The organism is Streptomyces rishiriensis (genome assembly GCF_030815485.1).
In the GTDB taxonomy this organism is placed as follows: domain Bacteria; phylum Actinomycetota; class Actinomycetes; order Streptomycetales; family Streptomycetaceae; genus Streptomyces; species Streptomyces rishiriensis_A.
On the sequence record NZ_JAUSWV010000002.1, the window covers coordinates 2843044 to 2865935 of the forward strand.

The window sequence follows — 22892 nt, forward strand, 5'->3', positions numbered from 1 at the left end:
GGCGGCATCCGAGGGACGACACCCGACGATGCACACAGAAAAGTCACAGAACAGCCACATCTCCCACACCCTGGGAGGAACGGCCGTACCGTCGTCCCCTCACACCACAGCTCGGGGGACGCACATGCACAATCCGTACACCACCGCACCCACCACGAACCCCACTCCCCGATGGGCCAGGAAGAGATACGTCCTGCCCGCCCTCGCCGTGGCCCTGTTCCTCGGCGTGGGCATCGGCGCAGCCGACGACGACACGACGACCGAGGCGAAGCCGACGTCCGCCGAGCCGCAGCCCACGGTGACCGTGACGGCCACGACGACGCAGACCGCCGCCCCCGAACCGGCGGGCACGGTGACCGCCACGGCGACGGAGACGGTGAAGGTGAACGTGACGAAGACGGTCACGGCGAAGGCAGCGACGAACGACGACGACACCGGAGCCGACACCGCCGACGACGACTCCTCCGACTCCGCAAGCGTCTACTACGACAACTGCACAGCCGCCCGCGCGGCCGGCGCCGCTCCGGTCCGCGTGGGCGACCCGGGCTACGGACGCCACCTGGACCGCGACGGCGACGGCGTCGGCTGCGAATGAGCACCGAGGTGCCCGGGCGGCCTCAGCGCCGGCTGCGCATGAGCAACGAGGCGCGTGGGCGGCGACTGCGCGGCGAGCGGCGTCCCGTATAACGGTCGCCCAGGCCAAGGGGCGGCACCCCCACCTCCAGGGTGCCGCCCCTCCTCACAACCGCCGACCGATCATCAGTCCCGCCGAATCAACTCCGGGTCGATACGACGACCGATCAGCGGCAGCGCGCCCAGCGTGGCGACGACCACAACGCCGAGCGCGGAGGCGACGAGCAGCGGCAGCCCGTCGCCGTCCCAGAAGACGGCACCGCCGCCGGTCACCAGATAGCTGGACTCCGCCAGCTTTCCCGTCACCACGGCGAGCACCAGTCCGACGCCCAGGGGCAACACGACCTGTGCGACCTGAACGGCCCGGAGCGTCCGGCGCCTGGCCCCGAGCAGCGCCAGGGCGGTGACCTGCGGCCGACGTTCCACAGCTCGATCCGTGGCAGCCACGAGGTAGGCCGCCACGCCGATGATCAGGCCCAGGATCATGCCTACGGCAAGAAGGGTCTTGATGACCGTGATCTGCTGGAGAGACGCGGCATCCACGCCGTCCGTCGTGACCTCGATCGTGGGGTCGACCCCGGCGATGCCTTCGAGTACAGAGCGCACGGTTTCTGGAGCGGCGCTGCTGAGAAGACTCAGGGTGGCTCGGTCTTCGGGACGGAACCCGTCGGGGAGTGAGGACGGGGGGATGAGAACCGTGCCGCTTGCGATCATCTGCGCTGCCGTGTCGTCGTGGTACTTGATCGTCTGGCGCGGCACCTGCACGTTGACGACCCGGTGCTTGCCTGCTGAGTTACGCAGGTGGAGGGGGAAGACACTCCCCGGCTTGCTGGACTCGTCGTAGGTCTGCTCCGGCACCAACAGGCGGGCCGGACGCCCGTCGACGCAGTCCTCCACCCCGGACGCCATCCTGCGCAGCTGCCCGCAGGTGGCGATCAAGGCACTGATGCCGGTCGATGCCTCACTGTCGGGGTCCGTCCACGACACCGTCTGGACGGCGTGGCTACGGACGCCCGGGACCTTGGCGAGAGCCCGCTCCTTGTCCTCGGGAACGTCATCGAGCGCCATGGTGTAAAGCTGGACCGGCGAAGTGTTCTTGGACACCTGATCCAGCTCGATGAGCACTCCCTGCGTGAGCGACGCCGCATAGACCAGCAGCACGAGGCCGGTCGCCACGCGGAGAGCACCCCCAGGTTCCACCTCGTTGCGGCGCATGGCGAGCCCCAGAAACAGCGAACTCGTGGCACGGGCAACCGTTCGGGCCAGGGCCCGCGAGAGGATCGGCAAGGACAGCACGAGACCGGTGCCGACCAGCACGACCGCGAGCGGCATCAGGATCGCGGAGAACGAGGTGTCCGTGGGGACGTTCCCCGTCGCGCCGGCCACGCAGTATCCGATGACGATGCCGAGCCCAGGAACAAGCGGGAGCAGGCCCCACAGTCGCGGTGGCCTCTCCACGGCGCTGCGTCGCACAGCCAGCGGGTTGGCCGCGGCCTTCTTCGCTCCGACCCGGCCCACGAACCAGGCAAGCGCCGGACATCCCACCAGGCAGATGAGGAGCGCCGTTGGGGACAGCGCGCCATCGGCCGGGTACCACTTGAACCCGGGCAGTCCCAGCCGGGCGACCAGTTGGTTGACGACCCAGTAGGCACCCAGACCAAGCACGGCTCCCAGCAGTGCCGCGGCGACCGTCTCGGCGGCATTGACCCGCTGCGTGCCCTTTCTGCTCAGCCCGAGCAGGCGCAACGCGGCCAGCCGCCGCATTCGCGAGGCAGCGGACAACCGGGCGCACACGGACAGGAACACTGCCAGCGGTAGCAGTACGACACCAGCCAAGGTGAAGCGCAGGATGTCGAGGGTGGAGGGCTCCACAGTGGGGAAGCGAGCATCCTTCCGACCGAACCCAGACAAGTGGCCACCCCCCTTGAGCTCATCGGGTCTGGCGCCGACGTACGCGTAGAGCTCATCGGGATGGGCCAGCCCCTGAGCGGAAATGAGGCCCTTCTCCTTCCCCGGTAGGAGTTGAGCGAGGCCGCGGTCTACGCTCAGTAGCTCGTGCAGCCGGGGCGACACGAACACTTCGCCGGGGACGGGAAGCTCAGAAAGGCCCGGCGGCGGGGTGATGGGCGCACCTGTCCGAGCAATGAAGATCCGGGTGAGCGGTTCGGAACCGTAGGGGTCCACTCGGGTGAGTGCCAGGCCATCCCCTTCGGTTGAAAGACAGCTACCTCGCCCATTCGAGCAATCTGGATCTCGAGCTGCCTTACGGGCATCTTGCGCGGCCAGAATTCCCGGAATCGCAAGGACGACCGCCAGACAGCACACACCCACCCCGCTGCCCACGACCATGAGAATGAAGCGCACACGGTTGCCTCGTCCGCTCCCCAGCAATAGTCGGAGACCCAGAAGGAATTCCTTCACGATGCCTCCTCCCCGTGAGGCCTGAGCATTCCGTCACACATGATGTAGCGGGTGTCAGCTCGGGCAGCCACTTGGGCGTCGTGCGTCACAAGCACAACTGCCGTCCCTTGCGATCGCGCAAGGGTGAGGAACTCTTCCAGTACGGCCACGGCATTGCCGCTGTCAAGCGAGCCGGTGGGTTCATCCGCGAAAACAACGGCGGGCTTGTGCACCAGTGAACGAGCCACCGCCACGCGTTGACTCTGCCCCCCGGACACCTGCGAAGGCCGTCGCCCACACAGATCGGCAAGGCCGAGTCGCCCCAGGACTTCACCGGCCGCGGCGAGGGCATCTGCCTTGCGCCGTCCAGCCAGCCGGAGTGGCAAAGCCGTGTTTTCTTCTACGGTGAGCTCAGGCAAGAGCTCACCGTACTGGAAGACGAAACCAAAGCGTTCACGACGGAGAGCGCTTAGCTCTTCATCATCGAGATCCCCAAAAGATCGCCCTTCGAAATGGATCTCACCACGGGTGACTGGCAAGACTCCTGCCAAGCAGTAGAGCAGTGACGACTTCCCCGAACCGCTTTGACCGGTGATCGCCGCTACTTCTCCCCGGTGCAGGGAAATCTGCGCGTTACTGACAGCCGACGTTTCCCCGTAGAGAAGATCAATCCCCTTGGCGGAGAGAACTTCTGACATGTTGACCTCGTTCCCCTATCAAGAACCCGAGCCCAGGCGAAGCCACCTGGGCTCGGGATTTCAGACCGGATCAGACATGGTCCCAGTCATACGCAAATTCTTGCTCCGGAGCGCAATTGTCGGGGCGTAGGGTGCCCCGGTCGCGGCAGACTCGGAGCTTGATCTTCCCTGTATAGCGTTGTGCGCCGTCCCAGTTGGACTCGTGCAACCGAACTGAGCTCCGCTGCTTTCCGTAGTAACGCACCCAGCCGTGGCCGTGGACCTTGACTTCGATGTAGACGTTGTGCCGATCAGTGGCGATCGTGTCTTTGAGGTGACCCCACCATTCGAAGGCACCGTGATTGATCCCGGGCCGATTGAACTTGTACTTGCCGTAACTGAAATCGGCACCCAGCGGTGTGAGTTTCGGGATCTTCCCCTGCACCGGCGAAGTAGGCGCCGCCACCACCCCGCCGAACATCAGACCGACCGCGGCCAAGCCGAGCACTGCCCTCTTCATCCACGCCTCCGTGACCATCAGCGACACTGTCGTCGCCAGGAGTAACGGACTGTAGTGGCACGTAAGTTGACAGAAACGATCTATCGCCCCACAACCATCACATCAGGCGATCGACTTCCAGCCACCTCAGTGCGAAAAAACACCATCGAGCCACCGGCGGGTAGGAGGGCGGGCGGGCGGGCAGCACAAGAGGACGGCACCCCCGCACAGGGTGCCGTCCTCCTTGGTGCGCCGGAGCCGCCGCCGATCGGTGAGGGTCGGGGACCGGCGGCGGCTCCGGGGTCAGCGGGGCGTCAGCGGTGGTCGCTGCCCGTCGACTGCGAGGCCGCCCGGCCCGCCTCGAGCCGGGCCACCGGGATCCGGAACGGCGAGCAGGAGACGTAGTCGAGTCCCACCTCGTGGAAGAAGTGGACGGACTCCGGGTCGCCGCCGTGCTCGCCGCAGACGCCGAGCTTCAGGTCGGGGCGGGTGGCGCGGCCGGCCTCCACCGCCAGCTTCACCAGGGAGCCCACGCCGTCGCGGTCGATCGTCTCGAACGGGCTGACGCCGAAGATGCCCTTCTCCAGGTAGGCCGTGAAGAACGAGGCCTCGACGTCGTCGCGGCTGAAGCCCCACACCGTCTGGGTCAGGTCGTTCGTGCCGAAGGAGAAGAACTGCGCGGCCTCGGCGATCTGACCGGCGGTCAGCGCGGCGCGCGGCAGCTCGATCATCGTGCCGATCGAGAGCTTCAGCTGGACGCCGGTCGCGGCCTCGACCTCCGCGATGACCTCGTCGGCCTCCTCGCGGACGATCTCCAGTTCCTGCACCGTGCCGACGAGCGGGATCATGATCTCCGCGCGCGGGTCACCCTTCGCCGTCTTGCGCTCGGCCGCCGCTTCGGCGATCGCCCGTACCTGCATGGTGAACAGGCCGGGGATGACGAGGCCGAGGCGCACGCCGCGCAGACCCAGCATCGGGTTCTGCTCGTGCAGGCGGTGGACGGCCTGGAGGAGCCGGAGTTCGTTCTCGTGCGGCTCCTGGCGGGACTCGGCGAGGGCCACGCGGACCGACAGCTCGGTGATGTCGGGCAGGAACTCGTGCAGGGGCGGGTCCAGCAGCCGGACGGTGACCGGGAGGCCGTCCATCGCCGAGAACAGCTCCACGAAGTCCTGCTTCTGGAGCGGCAGGAGCGCCTTCAGCGACTCCTCGCGCTCGGTCTCCGTGTCCGCGAGGATCAGGCGCTCGACCAGCTCGCGACGGTCGCCGAGGAACATGTGCTCCGTACGGCACAGGCCGATGCCCTGGGCTCCGAAGCGGCGGGCGCGCAGCGCGTCCTCGGCGTTGTCCGCGTTGGCGCGGACCCGCAGGCGGCGCTTGCGGTCGGCGAACGCCATGATCCGGTGCACGGCCTCGACGAGCTCGTCGGCGTCGTTGGCGCCCGCGTGCATCCGGCCCTCGAAGTACTCCACCACGGGGGACGGGACCACCGGGACCTCGCCCAGGTAGACCTTGCCGCTCGAGCCGTCGATGGAGATCAGGTCGCCTTCCTCGACGACATGGCCGCCCGGCACCGTCATCCGGCGGCGCTTGGTGTCGACCTCGAGCTCCTCGGCGCCGCAGACACAGGTCTTGCCCATGCCGCGGGCCACCACGGCCGCGTGGGAGGTCTTGCCGCCGCGCGAGGTCAGGATGCCCTCGGCCGCGATCATGCCGTCCAGGTCGTCGGGGTTGGTCTCGCGGCGGACCAGGATGACCTTCTCGCCCGAGCGGGACCACTTGACGGCCGTGTACGAGTCGAAGACCGCCTTGCCCACCGCCGCGCCCGGCGATGCCGCGATGCCCCGGCCGACCTGCTGGACCTTCGCCTCCTCGTCGAAGCGCGGGAACATCAGCTGGGCGAGCTGGGCGCCGGTCACCCGCTGGAGCGCCTCGGCCTCGTCGATCAGGCCCTGGTCGACGAGCTGGGTGGCGATACGGAAGGCCGCGCCCGCCGTGCGCTTGCCGACGCGGGTCTGGAGCATCCACAGCTGACCGCGTTCGATGGTGAACTCGATGTCGCAGAGATCCTTGTAGTGGTTCTCCAGCGTCTCCATGATCTGCATCAGCTGGTCGTACGACTTCTTGTCGATCGACTCCAGCTCGGCGAGCGGAACGGTGTTGCGGATGCCCGCCACCACGTCCTCGCCCTGGGCGTTCTGGAGGTAGTCGCCGTAGACGCCCTGGTGGCCGGAGGCGGGGTCGCGGGTGAACGCCACGCCCGTGCCCGAGTCGGGGCCCAGGTTGCCGAAGACCATCGAGCAGACGTTGACGGCCGTGCCCAGGTCGCCGGGGATGCGCTCCTGGCGGCGGTAGAGCTTCGCGCGGTCGGTGTTCCAGGAGTCGAAGACGGCGTGGATGGCGAGGTCCATCTGCTCGCGCGGGTCCTGCGGGAAGTCCCGTCCGGCCTCGGTCTTGACGATCTTCTTGAAGCGGGTGACCAGCTTCTTCAGGTCCGCGGCCTCCAGCTCGGTGTCGACCGTGACCTTCTTGGCGGTCTTCGCGGCCTCCAGCGCGTCCTCGAAGAGCTCGCCCTCGACGCCGAGGACCGTCTTGCCGAACATCTGGATCAGGCGGCGGTAGGAGTCCCAGGCGAAGCGGTCGTCGCCGGCCTGCTTGGCGAGGCCCTGGACCGACTTGTCGGAGAGGCCGATGTTGAGGACCGTGTCCATCATGCCGGGCATCGAGAACTTGGCGCCGGAGCGGACCGAGACCAGCAACGGGTCGTCGGCCTGCCCGAGCTTCTTGCCCATCCGCTGCTCCAGCGCGTCGAGGTGCGCACTCACCTCGTCACGCAGTGCCGCCGGCTCCTCGCCGCTGTCGAGGTAGACCTTGCAGGCCTCGGTGGTGATGGTGAAGCCGGGAGGGACGGGAAGGCCCAGGTTGGTCATCTCGGCGAGGTTCGCGCCCTTGCCGCCGAGAAGGTCCTTGAGCTCCTTGTTGCCCTCGGTGAAGTCATAGACGAACTTCACGCCCTCAACGGTCGCGGCCTGCTCGGCTACCTGGAGATCTTTGTTTTCCGACACGGGTCTCGACTCCTCGAGGACGCGGTGGCTGCCCTGACGGCCAGGAACATACCCAGATCGAAGGCTCCTGGGTACGTCCACTCGCGCGTCATGTGCCCGTAACCAACCGTCCGCCAGCGGATCGAAAGTCAAGGCTTGGCAAGCGCACGGCCGCGGATGTTTTCACTTCTTGAACGCAAGCGCCCTCCCGGCGCCTCTCGCATGCCCCATATTACGCTCAGATGAGCACTGTGTGGCACGATTGATTTCGATCGATGAACGATCAAGGGGTGGCACTGAGTGCCACTCCTTGGAGAAGTGCAATCGTTCTTGATTCGCTCATCTGAGCACTTCCCCCCTCAGGGGTGGCGAGAATCACGCTGGAACGAGCCTTGTGCGGACGCCTCGATTTCACGATGCGGACGCACCCGAGGACCCGCCGGGAGAGGGAAACCTGCTCGTCACACGAGCCGCCCGGTGTTCTCGGCAGTCCTGAGCCTCCCGGCATTCCGAGAGGTCCCGATCCTGCCGACGTTCCCGGCAGTCCTGAGTCTCCCGACATTCCCGGGAGGTCCCGAGCCTTCGAGCCTCCCGGGATTCCCTTCGAGATTCCCGGAGCTTCCGGGCCTCCAGGGTTCGTCGAGGGTCCGGGCCTCTCGAGGCTTCCGGGAGGTCCGGGGGCCCCGGGCGCCCGGAGGCCCGTCACACGAGCGTCTCTCACACCCCGAGCGCCAGCAACCGCTCCTCGGCCCGCTCCGGCGCGTACAGGTGCTCCACGACCAGCGCTCCCGCTCCCACCAGGCCCGCCCGCTCGCCGAGCCGTGAGGTCACCACGTCCAGGTGGGCGGTGGAGCGGGGCAGCGCGCGCTGGTAGAGCAGCTCGCGCACGCCCGTCAGGAAGGCGGTTCCGGCCAGATCTCCGGCGATCATCAGAACCCCGGGGTTGAGCAGCGTCACGACGGTCGCCAGGACGTCCCCGACCCGGCGGCCGGCCTCACGGGCCAGTGCGGCCGCCTCCGGGTGCCCGGCCGCGAGCAGGTCGCGCACATCCGAACCCGAGGACGCCGGAACACCCGACTCCGCCAGCCTCCGCGCCACGGCGCCACCGCTGGCGACCGCCGCGAGACAGCCGTAGGAGCCGCAGCGGCACAGCGCCTCCGCGCCCACCCGGATGTGCCCGATGTCGCCGGCCCCGCCGTCGACGCCGCGGAAGATCGAGCCACCGACCACGACTCCCGCGCCTATCCCGGTCGACACCTTGACCAGCACGAACGCCGAGCAGTCGGCGTATCCGGTGCGCTGTTCGCCGTACGCCATGAGGTTGGCGTCGTTGTCGACGAGGACGGGGACCGCCACCGCGCCCCCGAACCCGCCCGCGGTCCCGCCCGCCGTCCGTTCGGAGAAGGCGCGGGACAGGCGGCCCCTTATGTCGTAGCCGTCCCAGCCGGGCATGATCGGCGGCTGGACGACCCGGCCGGTCTCGCTGTCGACCGGGCCGGGCACGGCGAGTCCGATGCCGCACACCTCGTCCGGCCGGTGGCCCGCCTTCTCCAGCAGCTCGGCGAACCAGCCGCCCAGCTCGCCGAGCACCACGTCCGGCCCGTCCTCCAGGATCAGCGTGCCGCCGTGCTCGGCCAGGATCTCTCCGGTCAGCGTCAGCACGGCAGCCCGCGCGTGGCGCGTGTCCAGGTCCGCCGCCAGGACGACGGCGTGGGCGTCGTCGAACTCCAGGGTGATCGAGGGACGGCCGCCCAGCGGGGAGTCGACCGGGCCGCCGGCCCCCTCGCGCAGCCAGCCGGCGCGGAAGAGGCGGTCAAGACGCTGGCCGACGGTGGCTCGGGAGAGGCCGGTGGCCTGCTGGAGGGCACCACGTGTCGTCGCCCGCCCCTTGCGCACCAGTTCGAGCAGATCTCCGGCGCTGGCCTGGCCTCGTCCCGTCATGCGCACCCCCTTGTGTTTCTCAAGCCTGCATTACATATTGAGTTTTGCGTGTTAAATAGACGTAACCCTATGGTAGCCACCGCCGAACCGGTCGGCCTTGTCGTCTTCGGGGAGCCCCGAGTGGATCGCACCGCCCAGCTCATCGCCCGCCCGGCCGAGTACGCCGTTGCATACGATCCGGCGGCGCCGCCCGGTCCGCCGCACTTCGGGGCTCCGGCACCCGGGACCGCGCACCGCGCGGCACTGCGCCGCAGGGCGGCGCACGTACTGGCGGGCAACTGGACGGGGACGTCGACGGTTCCCTCGCCCGGTCTGTACCCGCACCAGTGGTCCTGGGACTCGGCCTTCATCGCCATCGGCCTGCGGCACGTCTCGCCGCGCCGGGCGCAGACGGAGCTGGAGACGCTGCTGGACGCCCAGTGGGGCGACGGGCGCATCCCGCACATCGTGTTCAACCCCTCCGTGCCGCTCGACGCGTACTTCCCGAGCCCCGACTTCTGGCGCTCCTCGACCGCGGGGCGCGCTGCGGGCGCCCCGCGCACCGTACAGACCTCCGGCATCGTGCAGCCACCGGTGCACGCGCTCGCGGCCTGGCTGGTGCACTGCGCCGACCCGGGCCTCTCGCGCGCCCGCGGCTTCCTCACCCGGGTGTACCCCCGGCTCGCCGCCTGGCACCGCTATCTGCTGCACCGGCGTGACCTGGGCGGGGGCGGGCTGGTGGCCGTCGTCCATCCGTGGGAGCAGGGCATGGACAACGCGCCGAGCTGGGACGCGCCGCTCTCCCGGGTCGCCCCGGCCCCGGCCCGTTCCTTCCGCCGCGCCGACCTCGACCACGGGGCGCCCGAGGACCGTCCGACCGACCTGGACTACGGCCGGTACGTGCGGCTGGCCACGGACTACCGGGACGGCGGGTACCGGGACGGCGGGTACCGGGACGGCGGCGTGCGGGACGGCGGCGTGCGGGGCAGTGGCGGGCTCCCCGGCGGGTACGGCGCCGAGGAAGCGGCGGACGGCGGGTACGGCGACGGCGGAGAGGCGGACGGCGGACACCGCGCGGACCGGAGGCGGGACGGGGACCGACGCGAGGACCGAGGGCCGGACGGGGACCGACGCGACGGCCGAGTGCGGGACCGTGGGCATCAGGGAGCCCTCGGACAGGACTGCGGGCAGGACGGCGGGCACCTGGGCGGCCGGAAGCGGGACGGCAGGCACGCGGGCGGGCCCGGTGGGGGCGGCCACGGCGCCGGGGGCGCGGAGTTCGCCGTCGAGGACCCCGCCTTCAACGCGCTGCTCATCGCCTCCGAACACGCCCTCGCGCGGATCGCGTACGAGCTGGGCGCGACCGGCACGGCCCGGCACGCGCGCGCGGAGCGGCTGACGGCGGCCCTCGTCGAGCGGCTGTGGGACCCGGCGGAGGGCATGTTCTTCTGCCGTGATCTGCGCGGTGGGGATCCGGACCCGGGCCGGCGCCCGCTCACCGGCGCCCTCGTCCCGGAGCGCGGCGTCTCCGGTCTCGTCCCGCTCCTCCTGCCCGGCCTGCCGCGCGAGGTGGCCGCCGCTCTCGTGCGCACCCTGCGCGGCCCGCACTTCGGCCTGGGCACCGCCACCCGCCTCGCGCCCAGCTACGACCTGCTCGGCGAGGCCTTCGACCCGCACCGCTACTGGCGCGGCCCGGCCTGGTTCAACACGAGCTGGCTGCTCGAGCGGGGCCTCAGGCTGCACGGCGACGAGACCGGTGCGGACGCGCTGCGGCGGGCTGTGCTGGACATCGCGGACACCTCCGACTTCGCGGAGTACGTCGACCCGTACACCGGCGAGGCCTGTGGCGCGACCGGCTTCAGCTGGACCGCCGCGCTCACGCTCGACCTGCTGCACGCCGACACCACGTCAGGCACGGGTGTCATGGCCGGACCGGGCATCCCGGCCGGCACGGGTAACACGGCTCTCAAGGGAGGGGACCGGGGATGACGGACCGGCATCATCTGCTCGTGTACGGCGGGACGTTCGCCGCCGTGGGCGACCGCGGGGACATCAGCGGCGTACGGGGCTCCGGGGTGGCCGACGGATCCCCCGAGGGGTTGTTCGTCCGGGACGCCCGGCACCTCAGCCGCTGGCAGCTGACGGTCGACGGCGCCGTACCGGAGGTGCTCTCGCCGGTCGCGGACGGCGACACCACACGGTGCGTGCTCGTCCCGCGCGGCGGCCGCAACGAGCCGCCGTCCTGCACGCTGTTCCGTGAACAGGCCGTCGGGGACAGCTCGTTCGTCGAGTCGCTGCGGATCGTCAGCAACCGCCCGGTGCCGACGACGGTCCGCCTCGCGGTCACCGCCGACGCCGACTTCACCGACCAGTTCGAACTGCGCTCCGACCACCGGACGTACGCGAAGACCGGCGTCGTGCGCCGCCGCCAGATCCTCGACGACGGCGTGGAGTTCACCTACCGGCGCGGTGAGTGGCAGTCCTGTACGACGGTGACGGCCGAGCCCGTGCCGGACGCCGTCGAGGAGACCGGCACCGGCGCCCGCCGGCTGGTGTGGAAGCTGGAGCTCGAGCCGCACGGCTCCGCCGAGCTGACCCTGCGGGTGATGGCCCGGCCGCACGGCGAGAAACGGGCCCTGCGGGTGCCCCGCTCACCGGCCGCGATCACCGGTCAACTCCTCGCGCAGGAGGGCGAGTTCGTGGAGGGCGTGGCCTTCCCGACCGGCTGGCCCGAGCTGGCCGCGGCCTGTGCCCGCGGTCTCGCGGACCTGGCCTCGCTCCAGGTCCAGGCGACCGGCCCGGACGGCGAGGAACTGCGCGTACCGGCGGCGGGCGCCCCCTGGTTCCTGACCCTGCTGGGCCGTGACGCCCTGCTCACCTCGCTGTTCGTCCTGCCCTACCGCTCCCGCCCGGCCGCCGCCACCCTGCTCGCGCTCGCCGCGGCCCAGGCCACCGAGACCGGCCCGCGGACCGTGTCCCAGCCCGGCAAGATCGTGCACGAGGTGCGGCACGGCGAGCTCGCGCATTTCGGGCAGGTCCCGTACGGCCGCTACTACGGCTCCGTGGACGCGACTCCCCTCTTCCTCGTCCTCCTCGGCGCATATGTCGAGCAGACCCGGGACGTGACGCTGGCCCGCCGGCTGGAGCCGCACGCCCGCGCGGCGATCGGCTGGATGCTGGACCACGGCGGTCTCACCTCCCGCGGCTACCTGGTGTACCGGGCCGACCAGGGCGGTCTGGCCAACCAGAACTGGAAGGACTCCCCCGGCGCCATCTGCTCCGCGGACGGCACCCGCGCGACCGGAGCGGTGATGGCGGCGGGGGCCCAGGGCTACGCGTACGACGCGCTGCGCCGCACGGCGTGGGTGGCGCGCACGGTGTGGGAGGACGAGAAGTACGCGGCCCTGCTGGAACAGGCGGCCGCCGACCTGCGGGACCGGTTCCAGCGGGACTTCTGGATGGGTGAGCGTTCCTTCCCGGCGCTCGCCCTGGACGGTGAGGGCCGCCAGGTCGACGCGCTCGCCTCGGACGCCGGGCATCTGCTCTGGTCGGGCCTGCTGGACAAGGAGTACGGGGAGCAGGTGGGCCGGCGGCTGCTCGAACCGGACTTCTTCTCCGGCTGGGGTGTGCGCACGCTGGCGTCCGGGCAGCCCGCGTACCACCCGCTCTCCTACCACCGCGGTTCGGTCTGGCCGCACGACAACGCGCTGATCACGCTGGGCCTCGCCCGCTACGGCCTGCACGACGAGGCCCGTACGGTCGCCCACGCGCTGGTCGATGCGGCGACCGCGACCGGACACCGGCTCCCCGAGGTCCTCGCGGGCTACGGCCGTGACACCCACGGGGAGCCGGTACCGTACCCGCACGCGTGTGTACGGGAGTCCCGTTCGGCGGCGGCCCCGTTGGCGCTGCTCACGGCGGTCGGGGGCGCGTGAGCTCCTCCGTTCCGGCCCCGCTCCGGCCGCTTGGCGTGACGTTTGCGTGGTGTTTGCCGAGCGCTGGCCGAGGGTGACTGAACGCGAGCCGAAGGCAGGCCGTACGAAACTGTGGCGGATCCGGCCCCACGCCGGATCCGCCGAACCGCCGGGCTTCGTACGGAAGGACCCCCGGGTGCCTGTCACCACTCGCTCATCCCAGCCGCCCACCCCGCAAGACCCCGAGGACGACACCCCGACGCCGCGAACCCCCTCGGCCGACGCCTCGACGGCCGAACCCGCCACGGCCGACGAGGCCACCGAACCCTCCGCGCCCACCGCGCCCGATGAGACCGTCGGGTCCGCCCGCGCCGCGCAGGCCGTCCCCCGGGGTCTCCGGGCGCGGATCGCGTACTGGCGGGGATGGCGGGGGCGGTATCCGCGGGTCGCTCGGGTGGTGTGGTGGACCGCGACCGTCGTCTCCCTGGTGCTCGTGTTCGGGGCGTTGTCGCTGCCGAATCGTCTCTTCGCGCTGCACCCCAGCCGGTTCGTGCGGCTGCCGGGTGAGGCGATCATCGGCGCGGCCCTGCTGCTGGCGCTGCCGCGCAGGCCCCGGGTGGCGCTGGCGGCGCTGGCCGGTGCGGCCCTCGGTGCGCTGACCATACTGAACGTGCTCGACATGCAGTTCGTGGAGTACCTGGGCCGCGACTTCGACCTCGTCCTGGACTGGACCCTGCTGGACGACGCGCAGTCGTACGTGGCGGACTCGATGGGCGGGGCGGTCGCGCTGGCCGCGTCGATCGGGCTGCTCCTGCTCATCGTGCTGATCCTGGCCGGCATGGCGCTGGCGACGGTGCGGCTGAGCCGCCTCCTGGTGCGTGACACCCGGCGGGCGACCCGGGGCACGCTGATCGCGGGCACCGTCTGGATCACCTGCTCCGTCCTCGGTGTCCAGTACGCCGAGCTGCCGGTCGCCTCCGACCAGGTCGTGAACACGCTCGCCTCCGAGGCCAGGCGGGTGCGGGCGACCCTCCAGGACGAGGCGGCGTTCGGAAAGGTGGCCCGCAGCGACACGTTCGGGGCCACCCCGCCCGCCCAGCTCGTGCCGGACCTGCGCGGCAAGGACGTGATCTTCACCTTCATCGAGAGCTACGGCCGCAGCGCCATCGAGGATCCGGGCATCGCTCCGGGCGTCGTCGAGACCCTGGACACCAGCACCGCGGCCCTGGCGCAGGCCGGCTTCAGCGCGAAGAGCGGCTGGCTGACCTCGGCGACGTACGGCGGCAGCAGCTGGCTCGGCCACTCCACCACCCTGTCCGGCCTGTGGGTCGACACCCAGCAGCGGTACCGCACGGTCATGGCCAGCGACCACCTGTCCCTGACGAAGGCGTTCCAGAAGACCGGCGCCTGGGACACGGTCGGCGTCATGCCGGGCGTGCAGAAGGGCTGGCCGGAGCAGAGGTTCTACGGCCTGGACAAGGTCTACAACGCGTTCCAGATGGGCTACCAGGGGCCGAAGTTCAGCTGGTCGACCATGCCCGACCAGTACGCCCTGGAGGCGTTCCAGCGGCTGGAGCACGGCCGCACCGACCGCGACAAGCCGCTGATGTCGGAGATCATCCTGACCTCCAGCCACCAGCCCTGGGCGCCGATCCCGAAGATGGTCGGCTGGGACGAGCTCGGCGACGGCTCGGTGTTCGAGGACATCCAGGCGGCCGGTGAGAAGGCGTCCGACGTCATCTCCGACTCCGACCGGTCCAAGAAGGCGTACGGCGAGTCCGTCCAGTACTCGGTGACCGCTCTCACCCAGTGGCTGGAGCGGTACGGCACCGACGACACCGTCCTGGTGTTCCTCGGCGACCACCAGCCCATCAGCCGGGTCAGCGGCAACGAGGCCAGCCGGGACGTGCCGATCTCGATCGTCGCGAAGGACCCGAAGGTCCTCGACAAGATCGCCGCCTGGAACTGGACGGACGGTCTGAAGCCCGCCCACGACGCCCCGGTGTGGAAGATGAGTTCCTTCCGCGACAGGTTCCTGAAAGCGTACGGCTCGACCCCGCACCCGTCGACCGGCTGAGCACGCACCGTCGACGGACCGGGCGCCCACCGTCGACGGACCGAAGAGCACCCACCCGTCGACGGGTGGGTGTCCTGCGGGCGCCTCAGCCGCCCGAGGTGTCCAGTTCGGCGTCCTCGCTGATGCCCGCGCAGTCGTAGGGGTCCTTCAGCCAGCCGTCCGGCAGCACCACCCTGTTGTTGCCGGAGGTGCGGCCCCGGGGGCCGTCGGCGCCGGTGGGCCAGGGCTGGTCGAGGTCCAGCTCGTCGAGGCCGCCCCGGAGTTCGGCGAGCGACGAGGTGACGGCCAGCCGCTTGCGCATCTCGGAGCCGACGGCGAAGCCCTTGAGGTACCAGGCGACGTGCTTGCGGAAGTCGATGACCCCGCGCGGCTCGTCGCCGATCCACTCGCCGAGCAGGGTGGCGTGCCGGACCATCACGTCGGCGACCTCGCGGAGGGACGGCCGCGCGATGTCGTCCGTGCGTCCCTCGAAGGCGGCCACGAGGTCGGCGAACAGCCACGGCCGGCCGAGGCAGCCGCGCCCGACGACCACGCCGTCGCAGCCGGTCTCGCGCACCATCCGCAGCGCGTCCTCGGCCGACCAGATGTCGCCGTTGCCGAGGACGGGGATCTCCGGGACGTGTTCCTTCAGGCGGGCGATCGCCTCCCAGTCGGCGGTGCCGCCGTAGTGCTGGGCGGCGGTGCGTCCGTGCAGCGCGATCGCGGTGACGCCCTCCTCGACGGCGATCCGGCCGGCGTCGAGGTAGGTGATGTGGTCGTCGTCGATGCCCTTGCGCATCTTCATCGTCACCGGCAGGTCGCCGGCCCCGGCGACCGCCTCGCGCAGGATGGCGCGGAGCAGGTGACGCTTGTAGGGGAGGGCGCTGCCGCCGCCCTTCCTCGTCACCTTGGGGACCGGGCAGCCGAAGTTCAGGTCGATGTGGTCGGCGAGACCCTCCTCCGCGATCATGCGGACGGCCTTGCCGACGGTGGCCGGGTCGACGCCGTACAGCTGGATCGACCGCGGCTTCTCGGTCGCGTCGAAGTGGATCAGCTGCATGGTCTTCTCATTGCGCTCGACCAGCGCCCGGGTCGTGATCATCTCGCTCACGAACAGGCCCTTGCCTCCGCTGAACTCCCGGCACAGAGTCCGGAAGGGAGCGTTGGTGATCCCGGCCATGGGGGCCAGGACGACCGGCGGGGTGACGGTGTGCGGGCCGATCCGGAGGGTCGCGTTCTGCGTGGGCGCGGTCATGGGCATCCACCCATTGTCACGCATCCGGCGACGTGCCCGGCCGCACCTCCGAGCACACCGCTTGTAGCTACCATTAGTTAGGCGCACTATTGATATCGGCGTACGATGGAGCGCATGCCCGAGCTCAGCCCTCGTCGCCGTCTCCTCGTCCTCGCCATCTGCTGCATGAGCCTGCTGATCGTGAGCCTCGACGTCACGGTTTTGAACGTCGCCCTGCCCTCGATGCAGAGCGATCTGCACGCCTCCACCGCCGGCCTCCAGTGGACGATCGACGCCTACACGCTCGTCCTGGCCGTGCTGCTGATGCTCGCCGGGTCGACGGCCGACCGGATCGGCCGCAAGAAAGTCTTCATGGCCGGGCTGGTCGTGTTCACGCTCGGCTCGCTGCTGTGCTCGCTCGCCCCGAACCTGGAGCTGCTCGTCGCCGCCCGGATGGTGCAGGCGGTCGGCGGGTCGATGCTGAACCCGGTGGCCATGTCGATCATCACCAACACGTTCACCGACCCGCGCGAGCGGGCCCGCGCCATCGGGGTGTGGGGCGCGGTCGTGGGCATCTCGATGGCCGCGGGCCCGCTGCTGGGCGGACTTCTGGTGGAGTCGGTGGGCTGGCGGTCGATCTTCTGGATCAACCTGCCGATCGGCGCGGTCGCCCTGCTGGCGACCCTGCGGTTCGTTCCCGAGTCCCGCGCGCCGAAGGCCCGCCGCGCCGACCCGGTCGGCCAGCTGCTGGTCATCGCGCTCTTCGGCCCCCTCACCTACGCGATCATCGAGGTGCCGGAGGCGGGCGCGGCGACGAGCGGCCCCTTCTTCGCCGTGGCGCTCGCCGCGCTGATCGGCCTGCTGTGGTACGAGCCCCGGCGCAGCGAACCCCTCGTCGACCTGCGCTTCTTCCGGTCGGTGCCGTTCAGCGGGGCGACCGTGGTGGCGGTCGGCGCGTTCGCCGCACTGGGCGGCTTCCTGTTCCTGTCCACGCTGTACCTCCAGAACGTACGGGGCCTGGACGCGCTGCACGCCGGGCTGTGGATGCTGCCGATGGCCGTCCCGACGTTCCTGTGCGCCCCGCTGTCCGGACGGTTGGTCGGCAGCCGGGGACCACGGCTGCCGCTGCTGATCTCGGGCGCCGCGATCACGACGAGCGGGCTGCTGTTCGCCGTCTTCGAGGCGGAGACGTCCGACGCGACGCTGTTCCTCGGGTACGTGCTGTTCGGGGTGGGCTTCGGGTTCGTGAACGCGCCGATCACGAACACGGCGGTCTCGGGCATGCCGCGCGGTCAGGCGGGGGTCGCTGCGGCGGTCGCCTCCACCAGCCGCCAGCTGGGCCAGACGCTGGGCGTCGCGGTGGTCGGCGCGGTCCTGGCGGCCGGCGTGAGCACCTCGGCGTACCGGGACACCTTCGTCTCGGCCGCCGTCCCCGGCTGGTGGATCCTCGCCGGATGCGGTTTCGTCGTCCTCGTCCTGGGCGCCGTGACCACCGGGCCCTGGGCCCGGCGGACGGCGGAGCGGACCGCGGCGCGACTGGAGTCGCCGGAGGTCCGGGAGGCGGCGACCCTCAGCGTCTGACCCCGCTCTCGACGGTCCGGACGCCTTCGACGGGCTCGACGGCCGGAGGGCTCGACGGCCGGCCTGGAGGGCTCGACGGCCGACCTGGGGGTGGTGGCGGTTTGAGCGGCAATGACGCTCGTAGCGCTCCCAGCGGTCAGGCACTTTCGGCGATCAGGCGATCTCGACGCTCCTGGCGCTCCCGGCGGTCAGGCGATCTCGACGCTCCCTGCGCTCCCTGCGCTCCCGGCGGTCACGGCGGTCACGGCGGACGGCGTCTGGGCGAACGCGTACAGCTTCTCCAGCCGCTCGCGCGTCACCTCGTCCGCCGGTGCGTACGTCACCAGGCGCGCCCCGAGTTCCGGGCTCAGCCAGAGGTCGGTGTGGGTGAGGTCGAGGAGGCCGACGTGGGGGTTGCGGAACTGTTTGGTCTTGCTGCGGGTCGCGACGACCTCGTAGCGCTCCCAGTTCTCGCGGAACTCGGGGGACTCCGACTGGAGCCGCTTGACCAGCATCTTCCAGGCGGGCTCGGTGAGATGGCCGGCCATGGAGGCGCGGAGCTTCGCCGCCATGAGCCGCATGCTCTCGTCGAGGTGGACGACCGACTCGCGCCACTGCGGGTGGGTGTGCACGAGGATCATGCAGTTGCGGTCCTCGGGCGGGATCGCGTCGAGGTCGCAGAGCAGATGGGCGTAGGTGCGGTTGTAGGCCAGGATGTCGTAGCGGCTGTTCTGGACACAGGCGGGCAACGGGTCGAGCTGGTCGAGCACCTCGCGCACCGCGTCGGTGACGCCGGCGCACGACGAGGCGGGGGTCGGGTCGGTGGCGGCGGCCAGCTGGAAGAGGTGGGCCCGTTCGCTCGGGTCGAGCAGCAGGGTGCGGGCGAGGGCGTCCAGGACCTGGACCGAGACCTGGATGTCCCTCGACTGCTCGAGCCAGGTGTACCAGGTGACGCCCACCGCCGAGAGATGCGCGACCTCCTCGCGGCGCAGCCCCGGGGTCCGGCGGCGCGCTCCACGCGGGAGACCCACCTGCTCGGGTGTGATCCGCTCGCGGCGGCTGCGCAGGAAGGCGGCCAGCTCATGGCGCCGGATCGCGGAGCCACCGGCCCGGCGCGACTCGCGGGCCTTGTGGACCTCGCGGGCCTCCTCCGCCGCACGGACCTCCTGGTCCTCACGAGTCCCCTCGGCTCGGCGGGTCGCCTGGGCCTCTCGCGCGCGTGTCTCCTGGGCCATCGTCGTCATGCCTCCAGCGTGCGGCCGCCCGGACCCTGTTGCCAGGTACTCCTTCTACCAGGATAAGAAGCATCTGGTACCAGTCTGGGCGGCGGCGCAGGCTCGGGGGCGTGACTGAAACCATCACGACACCGGCCGCCGCACGAACGGTGGCGGCGCCCCGCGCGCTCGGCCCGCTCGGGCTGTTCACCGTGCTGCTCGGCGCGGCACTTCCCCTGATCGACTTCTTCATCGTCAACGTCGCCCTGCCCTCGATGGGCCGGGATCTCGCCGCGAGCGAGTCCGTCCTCGAACTCGTCGTCGCCGGGTACGGGCTCGCGTACGCCGTACTGCTCGTGCTGGGCGGCCGGCTCGGTGACCTGTTCGGCCGGCGCCGGCTCTTCCTGGGCGGCATGGCCGCCTTCGGCCTGACCTCGCTGGCCTGCGGGCTCGCGCCGGACGCGTGGTCGCTGGTCGCGGCGCGGGTCGCCCAGGGCGCGTCGGCCGCCGCGATGGTTCCCCAGGTGCTCGCCACCATCCAGTCGTCCACCGAGGGGCCGCGGCGCGCCAAGGCGATGAGCCTGTACGGCGCGACCGCCGGGCTGTCCATGGTCGCGGGCCAGATCCTGGGCGGCGTACTGGTCGCCGCGGACCTCGCCGGCAGCGGCTGGCGGTCGGTGTTCCTCGTCAACGTCCCCGTCGTGGTCGTCGGGCTCGTCCTCGCCGTCCGTACGGTCCCGGAGACGCGCTCGCAGCACCCCGAGCCCGCGGACGGCCCCGGCACCGTGCTCCTCGGCGCCGCCCTGCTGACGCTGCTCGTCCCGCTCACCGAGGGCCGGGCAGCGGGCTGGCCGCTGTGGACGTGGCTGTCGCTTGCGGCGTTCCCGCTGCTGACGGGCGCGTTCCTCGCGGTGGAGCGGCGGGCCGACCGGCGGGGCCGTACCCCGCTGGTGCCGCCGAGCCTGTTCGCGCTCACCTCGCTGCGGCGCGGCCTCACGATCATGGTGCCGTTCGCGATCGGCTTCAGCGGGTTCATGTTCGTCATCGCCGTGGCGCTCCAGAGCGGGGCGGGCCTCGGTCCGGTGCCGGCCGGTCTGGCGCTCGCGCCGATGGCCCTGGCGTTCTTCCTCGTCTCGCTGGCCGGGCCACGGCTGGTGACGCGGTTCGGCGCCCGGGTGGTCACGGCGGGCTCGGTGATCCAGGGCGTGGGTGTCGTCCTGATCCTGCTGGCGGTGCGCGCCGACTGGCCGGACGTGGGTTTCGTCGCGCTGCTGCCGGGCGCGGCGGTCGCCGGCGCGGGACAGGCGCTCCAACTGCCCGTCGTCATGCGGATCGTGATGTCCGAGGTGCCGCCGGCCCGCGCCGGCGTCGGCAGCGGGGTGATGGTGACCACCCAACAGGCCTCGCTGGCGCTGGGTGTGGCCACCCTCGGGACCCTGTTCCTCTCCCTGGTCCCGGGGATGGGCATGCGGGACGCCCTGATCACCACGCTGGCCGTGCAGTTGGGCGGGGTCGTCGTGACGGGGCTGCTGAGCCTGCGGCTGCCGCGCAGGGTGGGCTGACTCCGGCCTCCCGCTCGGCCCCGACCTCCCGACCGGCCCGGCCGCCGCACCGGGCCCGGGAACGGCTCGGTCAACTCCACCGGGCAGAGTCCCCGTTGATGTTGTTCTTGCTGCACACTCCTTGCTGGCCGAGATTTCGGGAGGCGTGGTGCTGGAGATCAACACGAGCAAGGTGAGCCGCTGGGACCAGCACGGGCGGGAGCATGTCGTCAGGGTGCGGCGCGCGGGTGTGCAGCGCACGATCAGATGTGACACCTGCGGCTGGCGCAAGGGGGCGCAGTTCCTGCCCTGGCTGAAGGCCGAGGAACACCTCGCCGAGGCGCACCAGGCGACGGTGGATCCCGCGGAGGGCCGCGAGCCGCGATGACTTCCGGTCGTCGCGGGGGTCTCAAGGAGGACGAGAGGCAATCGCACCGGAAGGCCGGCCCATGAGCGCTCTGCACGACACCCTGCGACGGTACGTCGACGACGGCACCGTGCCGGGAGCGGTGGGCCTCGTGGCCCGCGGTGACGCGGTGGAGGTGGTGACCGTCGGTTCGCAGGACGCCGAGGGCACCGCCCCGATGGACCGGGGATCTCTCTTCCGGATCGCCTCGATCACCAAGCCGGTCACGGCGGCGGCCCTGCTGATGCTGGTGGACGAGGGGCTCCTGGCCCTTGACTCGCCGGTGGCCGAGTGGCTCCCCGAGCTGGCGGACCCGGTCGTGGTCCGCACGCCGTCCGCGCCCGTCGACGACGTGGTCCCGGCGGCCCGCCCGATCACGGTCGAGGACCTGCTGAGTTCCCGCCCCGGCTGGGGCTTCCCGTCGGACTTCACGCTCCCTGCGGTGCAGGCCCTGTTCGGCGTGCAGAAGGACGGCCGGGCCCCGCAGGCCTACCCGGACCCGGACACCTGGCTGGCGGACCTGGCCCGCGTCCCCCTGCTGTACCAGCCGGGAGAGGCCTGGCTGTACGGCACGGCCTCCGACCTCCAGGGCATCCTGATCGCGCGGGTGTCCGGCCGTCCGCTCCCCGAGTTCCTCGCGGAACGGGTCTTCGAGCCGCTGGGCATGAAGGACACGGCGTTCGAGGTCCCGAAGGAGAAGCGGGACCGCTTCACCACCGCCTACCGTCCCGACGGCGCGGGCGCGCCGGAGGTGGCGGACACCCCGGACGGCCAGTGGAGCCGTGTCCCCGCCTTCCCGTCGGGCGGCGGCGGGCTGGTGTCCACGGCGGACGACTGGCTGGCCTTCGCCCGCCTGCTCCTGAACGGCGGCGAAGCGGGCGGCCGCAGTCTCCTCTCCCCGGCCTCGGTGAGCCGCATGACGAGCAACCATCTGACGGCGCCGCAGAGGGAGTTGGCGTCGCTGTTCCTGGAGGGCCAGGGCTGGGGCCACGGCGGCGGGGTCGACGTCTCCCCCATCGACCCCTGGAACGTCCCCGGCCGCTACGGCTGGGTCGGCGGTACGGGCACGACGGCCCACATCGTCCCGCAGACGGGCACGGTCACGATCCTCCTCACCCAGATGGCGATGGAGAACCCGACGCCCACACCGCTGATGCGGGACTTCTGGCGGTGTACGGCGGGGCGCTGACGTCCTACGCCGCCGGAGCCCGCAGCCCCGCCAGCAGCAGATCCACCAGCGCCGTGAAGTCCTCCTGGGCTCCCGGTCGCTCCCAGACCCGGTGGTAGCCGGGGTCGTGGAAGCGGCCGGTGGCGTGGAAGACGGCGACGGCGGAAGTCCTCGGGTCGGGGACCGTGAAGTCGCCGGACGCCACTCCCGCCTCGATGATCCGGGTCAGCTGGCCGGTCAGGTCGGCGATGTGCTCGAAGGCGACGTCGCCGGCCTCCGCGGTCAGCACCATGTAGGTGGCGAACAGCTCGGGGTCGTCGCCCGCCTTGCGGCGCTTGGCCTCGAAGAGCGCCGCGAGCCAGTCGCGCAGCCGGGTTTCCGGGGCGCGGCTCTCGTCGGCGGTGATCGCGGTGAGGGTCACGAACATCCGGTCCAGCCACCGCTTCGTGACCGCCTCGCGCAGCGCGGCCTTCGTCCGGAAGTGCCGGTAGACGCTGCCGTGGCTCACCCCGAGCGCGCGGGCCACGTCGACCACCGTCGCCTTGGCCGGGCCGTGGCGGCGCAGCACCTCCTCGGTCGCCTCGAGGATGCGCTCGGCGGTCAGGATCTCGGTGGTCGGTGACATGCTC

Annotated in this window: 16 protein-coding genes; 8 read left to right on the forward strand and 8 right to left on the reverse strand. The window is 71.0% G+C overall.

The genetic code is table 11. The features are described 5' to 3' along the window. The first annotated feature begins 124 nt into the window (after positions 1-124). Positions 125-595 (forward strand): excalibur calcium-binding domain-containing protein, encoded by a 471-nt coding sequence (locus tag QF030_RS15135; protein ID WP_307163200.1) that lies wholly within the window; start codon positions 125-127, stop codon positions 593-595. A gap of 164 nt (positions 596-759) precedes the next feature. Here the strand turns inward: QF030_RS15135 and QF030_RS15140 are convergent, their stop codons facing one another. The 5 genes from QF030_RS15140 to QF030_RS15160 form a co-directional block, all read right to left on the reverse strand. Next, positions 760-3054, reverse strand: coding sequence for an FtsX-like permease family protein (locus tag QF030_RS15140; RefSeq protein ID WP_307163201.1), 2295 nt, complete (start codon positions 3052-3054; stop codon positions 760-762). Beyond that, a complete protein-coding gene (locus tag QF030_RS15145) occupies positions 3051-3731 on the reverse strand; it encodes an ABC transporter ATP-binding protein (RefSeq protein ID WP_307163202.1) in 681 nt (226 codons plus the stop codon). Before QF030_RS15145 ends, QF030_RS15140 begins: the two co-directional genes overlap by 4 nt. 70 nt (positions 3732-3801) lie before the next feature. Further along, positions 3802-4248, reverse strand: a complete 447-nt coding sequence (locus QF030_RS15150) for a hypothetical protein (protein WP_307163203.1) — start codon at positions 4246-4248, stop codon at positions 3802-3804. Between the two features lie 275 nt (positions 4249-4523). Continuing rightward, positions 4524-7271, reverse strand: a complete 2748-nt coding sequence (gene ppdK, locus QF030_RS15155; RefSeq protein WP_307163204.1) for a pyruvate, phosphate dikinase — start codon at positions 7269-7271, stop codon at positions 4524-4526. Positions 7272-7967: 696 nt separating this feature from the next. Beyond that, entirely contained in the window at positions 7968-9191 is a 1224-nt protein-coding gene (locus QF030_RS15160) for an ROK family protein (RefSeq protein ID WP_307163205.1), read from the reverse strand. A 120-nt stretch (positions 9192-9311) separates the two neighbouring features. Here QF030_RS15160 and QF030_RS15165 point away from each other — a divergent pair, with 120 nt between their 5' ends. The 3 genes from QF030_RS15165 to QF030_RS15175 all read left to right on the forward strand — a co-directional run bounded on the left by QF030_RS15165 (position 9312) and on the right by QF030_RS15175 (position 15161). Beyond that, positions 9312-11159, forward strand: coding sequence for an MGH1-like glycoside hydrolase domain-containing protein (locus QF030_RS15165; protein WP_307163206.1), 1848 nt, complete (start codon positions 9312-9314; stop codon positions 11157-11159). Then, the gene (locus QF030_RS15170) at positions 11156-13105 is read left to right on the forward strand and encodes an amylo-alpha-1,6-glucosidase (RefSeq protein WP_307163207.1); all 1950 of its coding nucleotides are present in this window, start codon (positions 11156-11158) and stop codon (positions 13103-13105) included. The genes QF030_RS15165 and QF030_RS15170 overlap by 4 nt, the downstream gene beginning before the upstream one ends. Before the next feature lie 175 nt (positions 13106-13280). Then, positions 13281-15161: a CDP-alcohol phosphatidyltransferase gene (locus QF030_RS15175; RefSeq protein WP_307163208.1), complete on the forward strand. Its 1881-nt coding sequence runs from the start codon at positions 13281-13283 to the stop codon at positions 15159-15161. Positions 15162-15246: 85 nt separating this feature from the next. On the opposite strand, the gene dusB is transcribed toward QF030_RS15175, so the two are convergent. Beyond that, a complete protein-coding gene (gene dusB, locus QF030_RS15180) occupies positions 15247-16401 on the reverse strand; it encodes a tRNA dihydrouridine synthase DusB (protein WP_307163209.1) in 1155 nt (384 codons plus the stop codon). A 108-nt stretch (positions 16402-16509) separates the two neighbouring features. On the opposite strand from dusB, the gene QF030_RS15185 reads away from it, so the two are divergent. Further along, a complete protein-coding gene (locus QF030_RS15185; RefSeq protein WP_307163210.1) occupies positions 16510-17955 on the forward strand; it encodes an MFS transporter in 1446 nt (481 codons plus the stop codon). Positions 17956-18143: 188 nt separating this feature from the next. Here QF030_RS15185 and QF030_RS15190 read toward each other — a convergent pair whose 3' ends face one another. Then, positions 18144-19178, reverse strand: coding sequence for a helix-turn-helix transcriptional regulator (locus QF030_RS15190; RefSeq protein WP_307163211.1), 1035 nt, complete (start codon positions 19176-19178; stop codon positions 18144-18146). A gap of 101 nt (positions 19179-19279) precedes the next feature. On the opposite strand from QF030_RS15190, the gene QF030_RS15195 reads away from it, so the two are divergent. From QF030_RS15195 to QF030_RS15205, 3 genes are all read left to right on the forward strand, one after another. Next, complete coding sequence (locus tag QF030_RS15195) at positions 19280-20710, forward strand: MFS transporter (protein ID WP_307163212.1); 1431 nt, start codon at positions 19280-19282, stop codon at positions 20708-20710. Positions 20711-20858: 148 nt separating this feature from the next. Then, a complete protein-coding gene (locus tag QF030_RS15200; RefSeq protein WP_171397133.1) occupies positions 20859-21077 on the forward strand; it encodes a hypothetical protein in 219 nt (72 codons plus the stop codon). Positions 21078-21138: 61 nt separating this feature from the next. Further along, complete coding sequence (locus QF030_RS15205; protein WP_307163213.1) at positions 21139-22284, forward strand: serine hydrolase domain-containing protein; 1146 nt, start codon at positions 21139-21141, stop codon at positions 22282-22284. A gap of 4 nt (positions 22285-22288) precedes the next feature. Here the strand turns inward: QF030_RS15205 and QF030_RS15210 are convergent, their stop codons facing one another. Next, the gene (locus tag QF030_RS15210) at positions 22289-22888 is read right to left on the reverse strand and encodes a TetR family transcriptional regulator (protein ID WP_307163214.1); all 600 of its coding nucleotides are present in this window, start codon (positions 22886-22888) and stop codon (positions 22289-22291) included. Between the last annotated feature and the right edge of the window lie 4 nt (positions 22889-22892).

Excerpts from the sequence above, each read along its gene's own strand:
- QF030_RS15210 (WP_307163214.1), bottom strand. The coding sequence starts at position 22,888 with ATGTCACCGACCACCGAGATCCTGACCGCCGAGCGCATCCTCGAGGCG.
- dusB (WP_307163209.1), bottom strand. The coding sequence starts at position 16,401 with ATGCCCATGACCGCGCCCACGCAGAACGCGACCCTCCGGATCGGCCCG.
- QF030_RS15160 (WP_307163205.1), bottom strand. The coding sequence starts at position 9,191 with ATGACGGGACGAGGCCAGGCCAGCGCCGGAGATCTGCTCGAACTGGTG.
- QF030_RS15205 (WP_307163213.1), top strand. The coding sequence starts at position 21,139 with ATGAGCGCTCTGCACGACACCCTGCGACGGTACGTCGACGACGGCACC.
- QF030_RS15190 (WP_307163211.1), bottom strand. The coding sequence starts at position 19,178 with ATGACGACGATGGCCCAGGAGACACGCGCGCGAGAGGCCCAGGCGACC.
- QF030_RS15170 (WP_307163207.1), top strand. The coding sequence starts at position 11,156 with ATGACGGACCGGCATCATCTGCTCGTGTACGGCGGGACGTTCGCCGCC.
- QF030_RS15135 (WP_307163200.1), top strand. The coding sequence starts at position 125 with ATGCACAATCCGTACACCACCGCACCCACCACGAACCCCACTCCCCGA.
- QF030_RS15185 (WP_307163210.1), top strand. The coding sequence starts at position 16,510 with ATGCCCGAGCTCAGCCCTCGTCGCCGTCTCCTCGTCCTCGCCATCTGC.
- QF030_RS15145 (WP_307163202.1), bottom strand. The coding sequence starts at position 3,731 with ATGTCAGAAGTTCTCTCCGCCAAGGGGATTGATCTTCTCTACGGGGAA.
- QF030_RS15150 (WP_307163203.1), bottom strand. The coding sequence starts at position 4,248 with ATGGTCACGGAGGCGTGGATGAAGAGGGCAGTGCTCGGCTTGGCCGCG.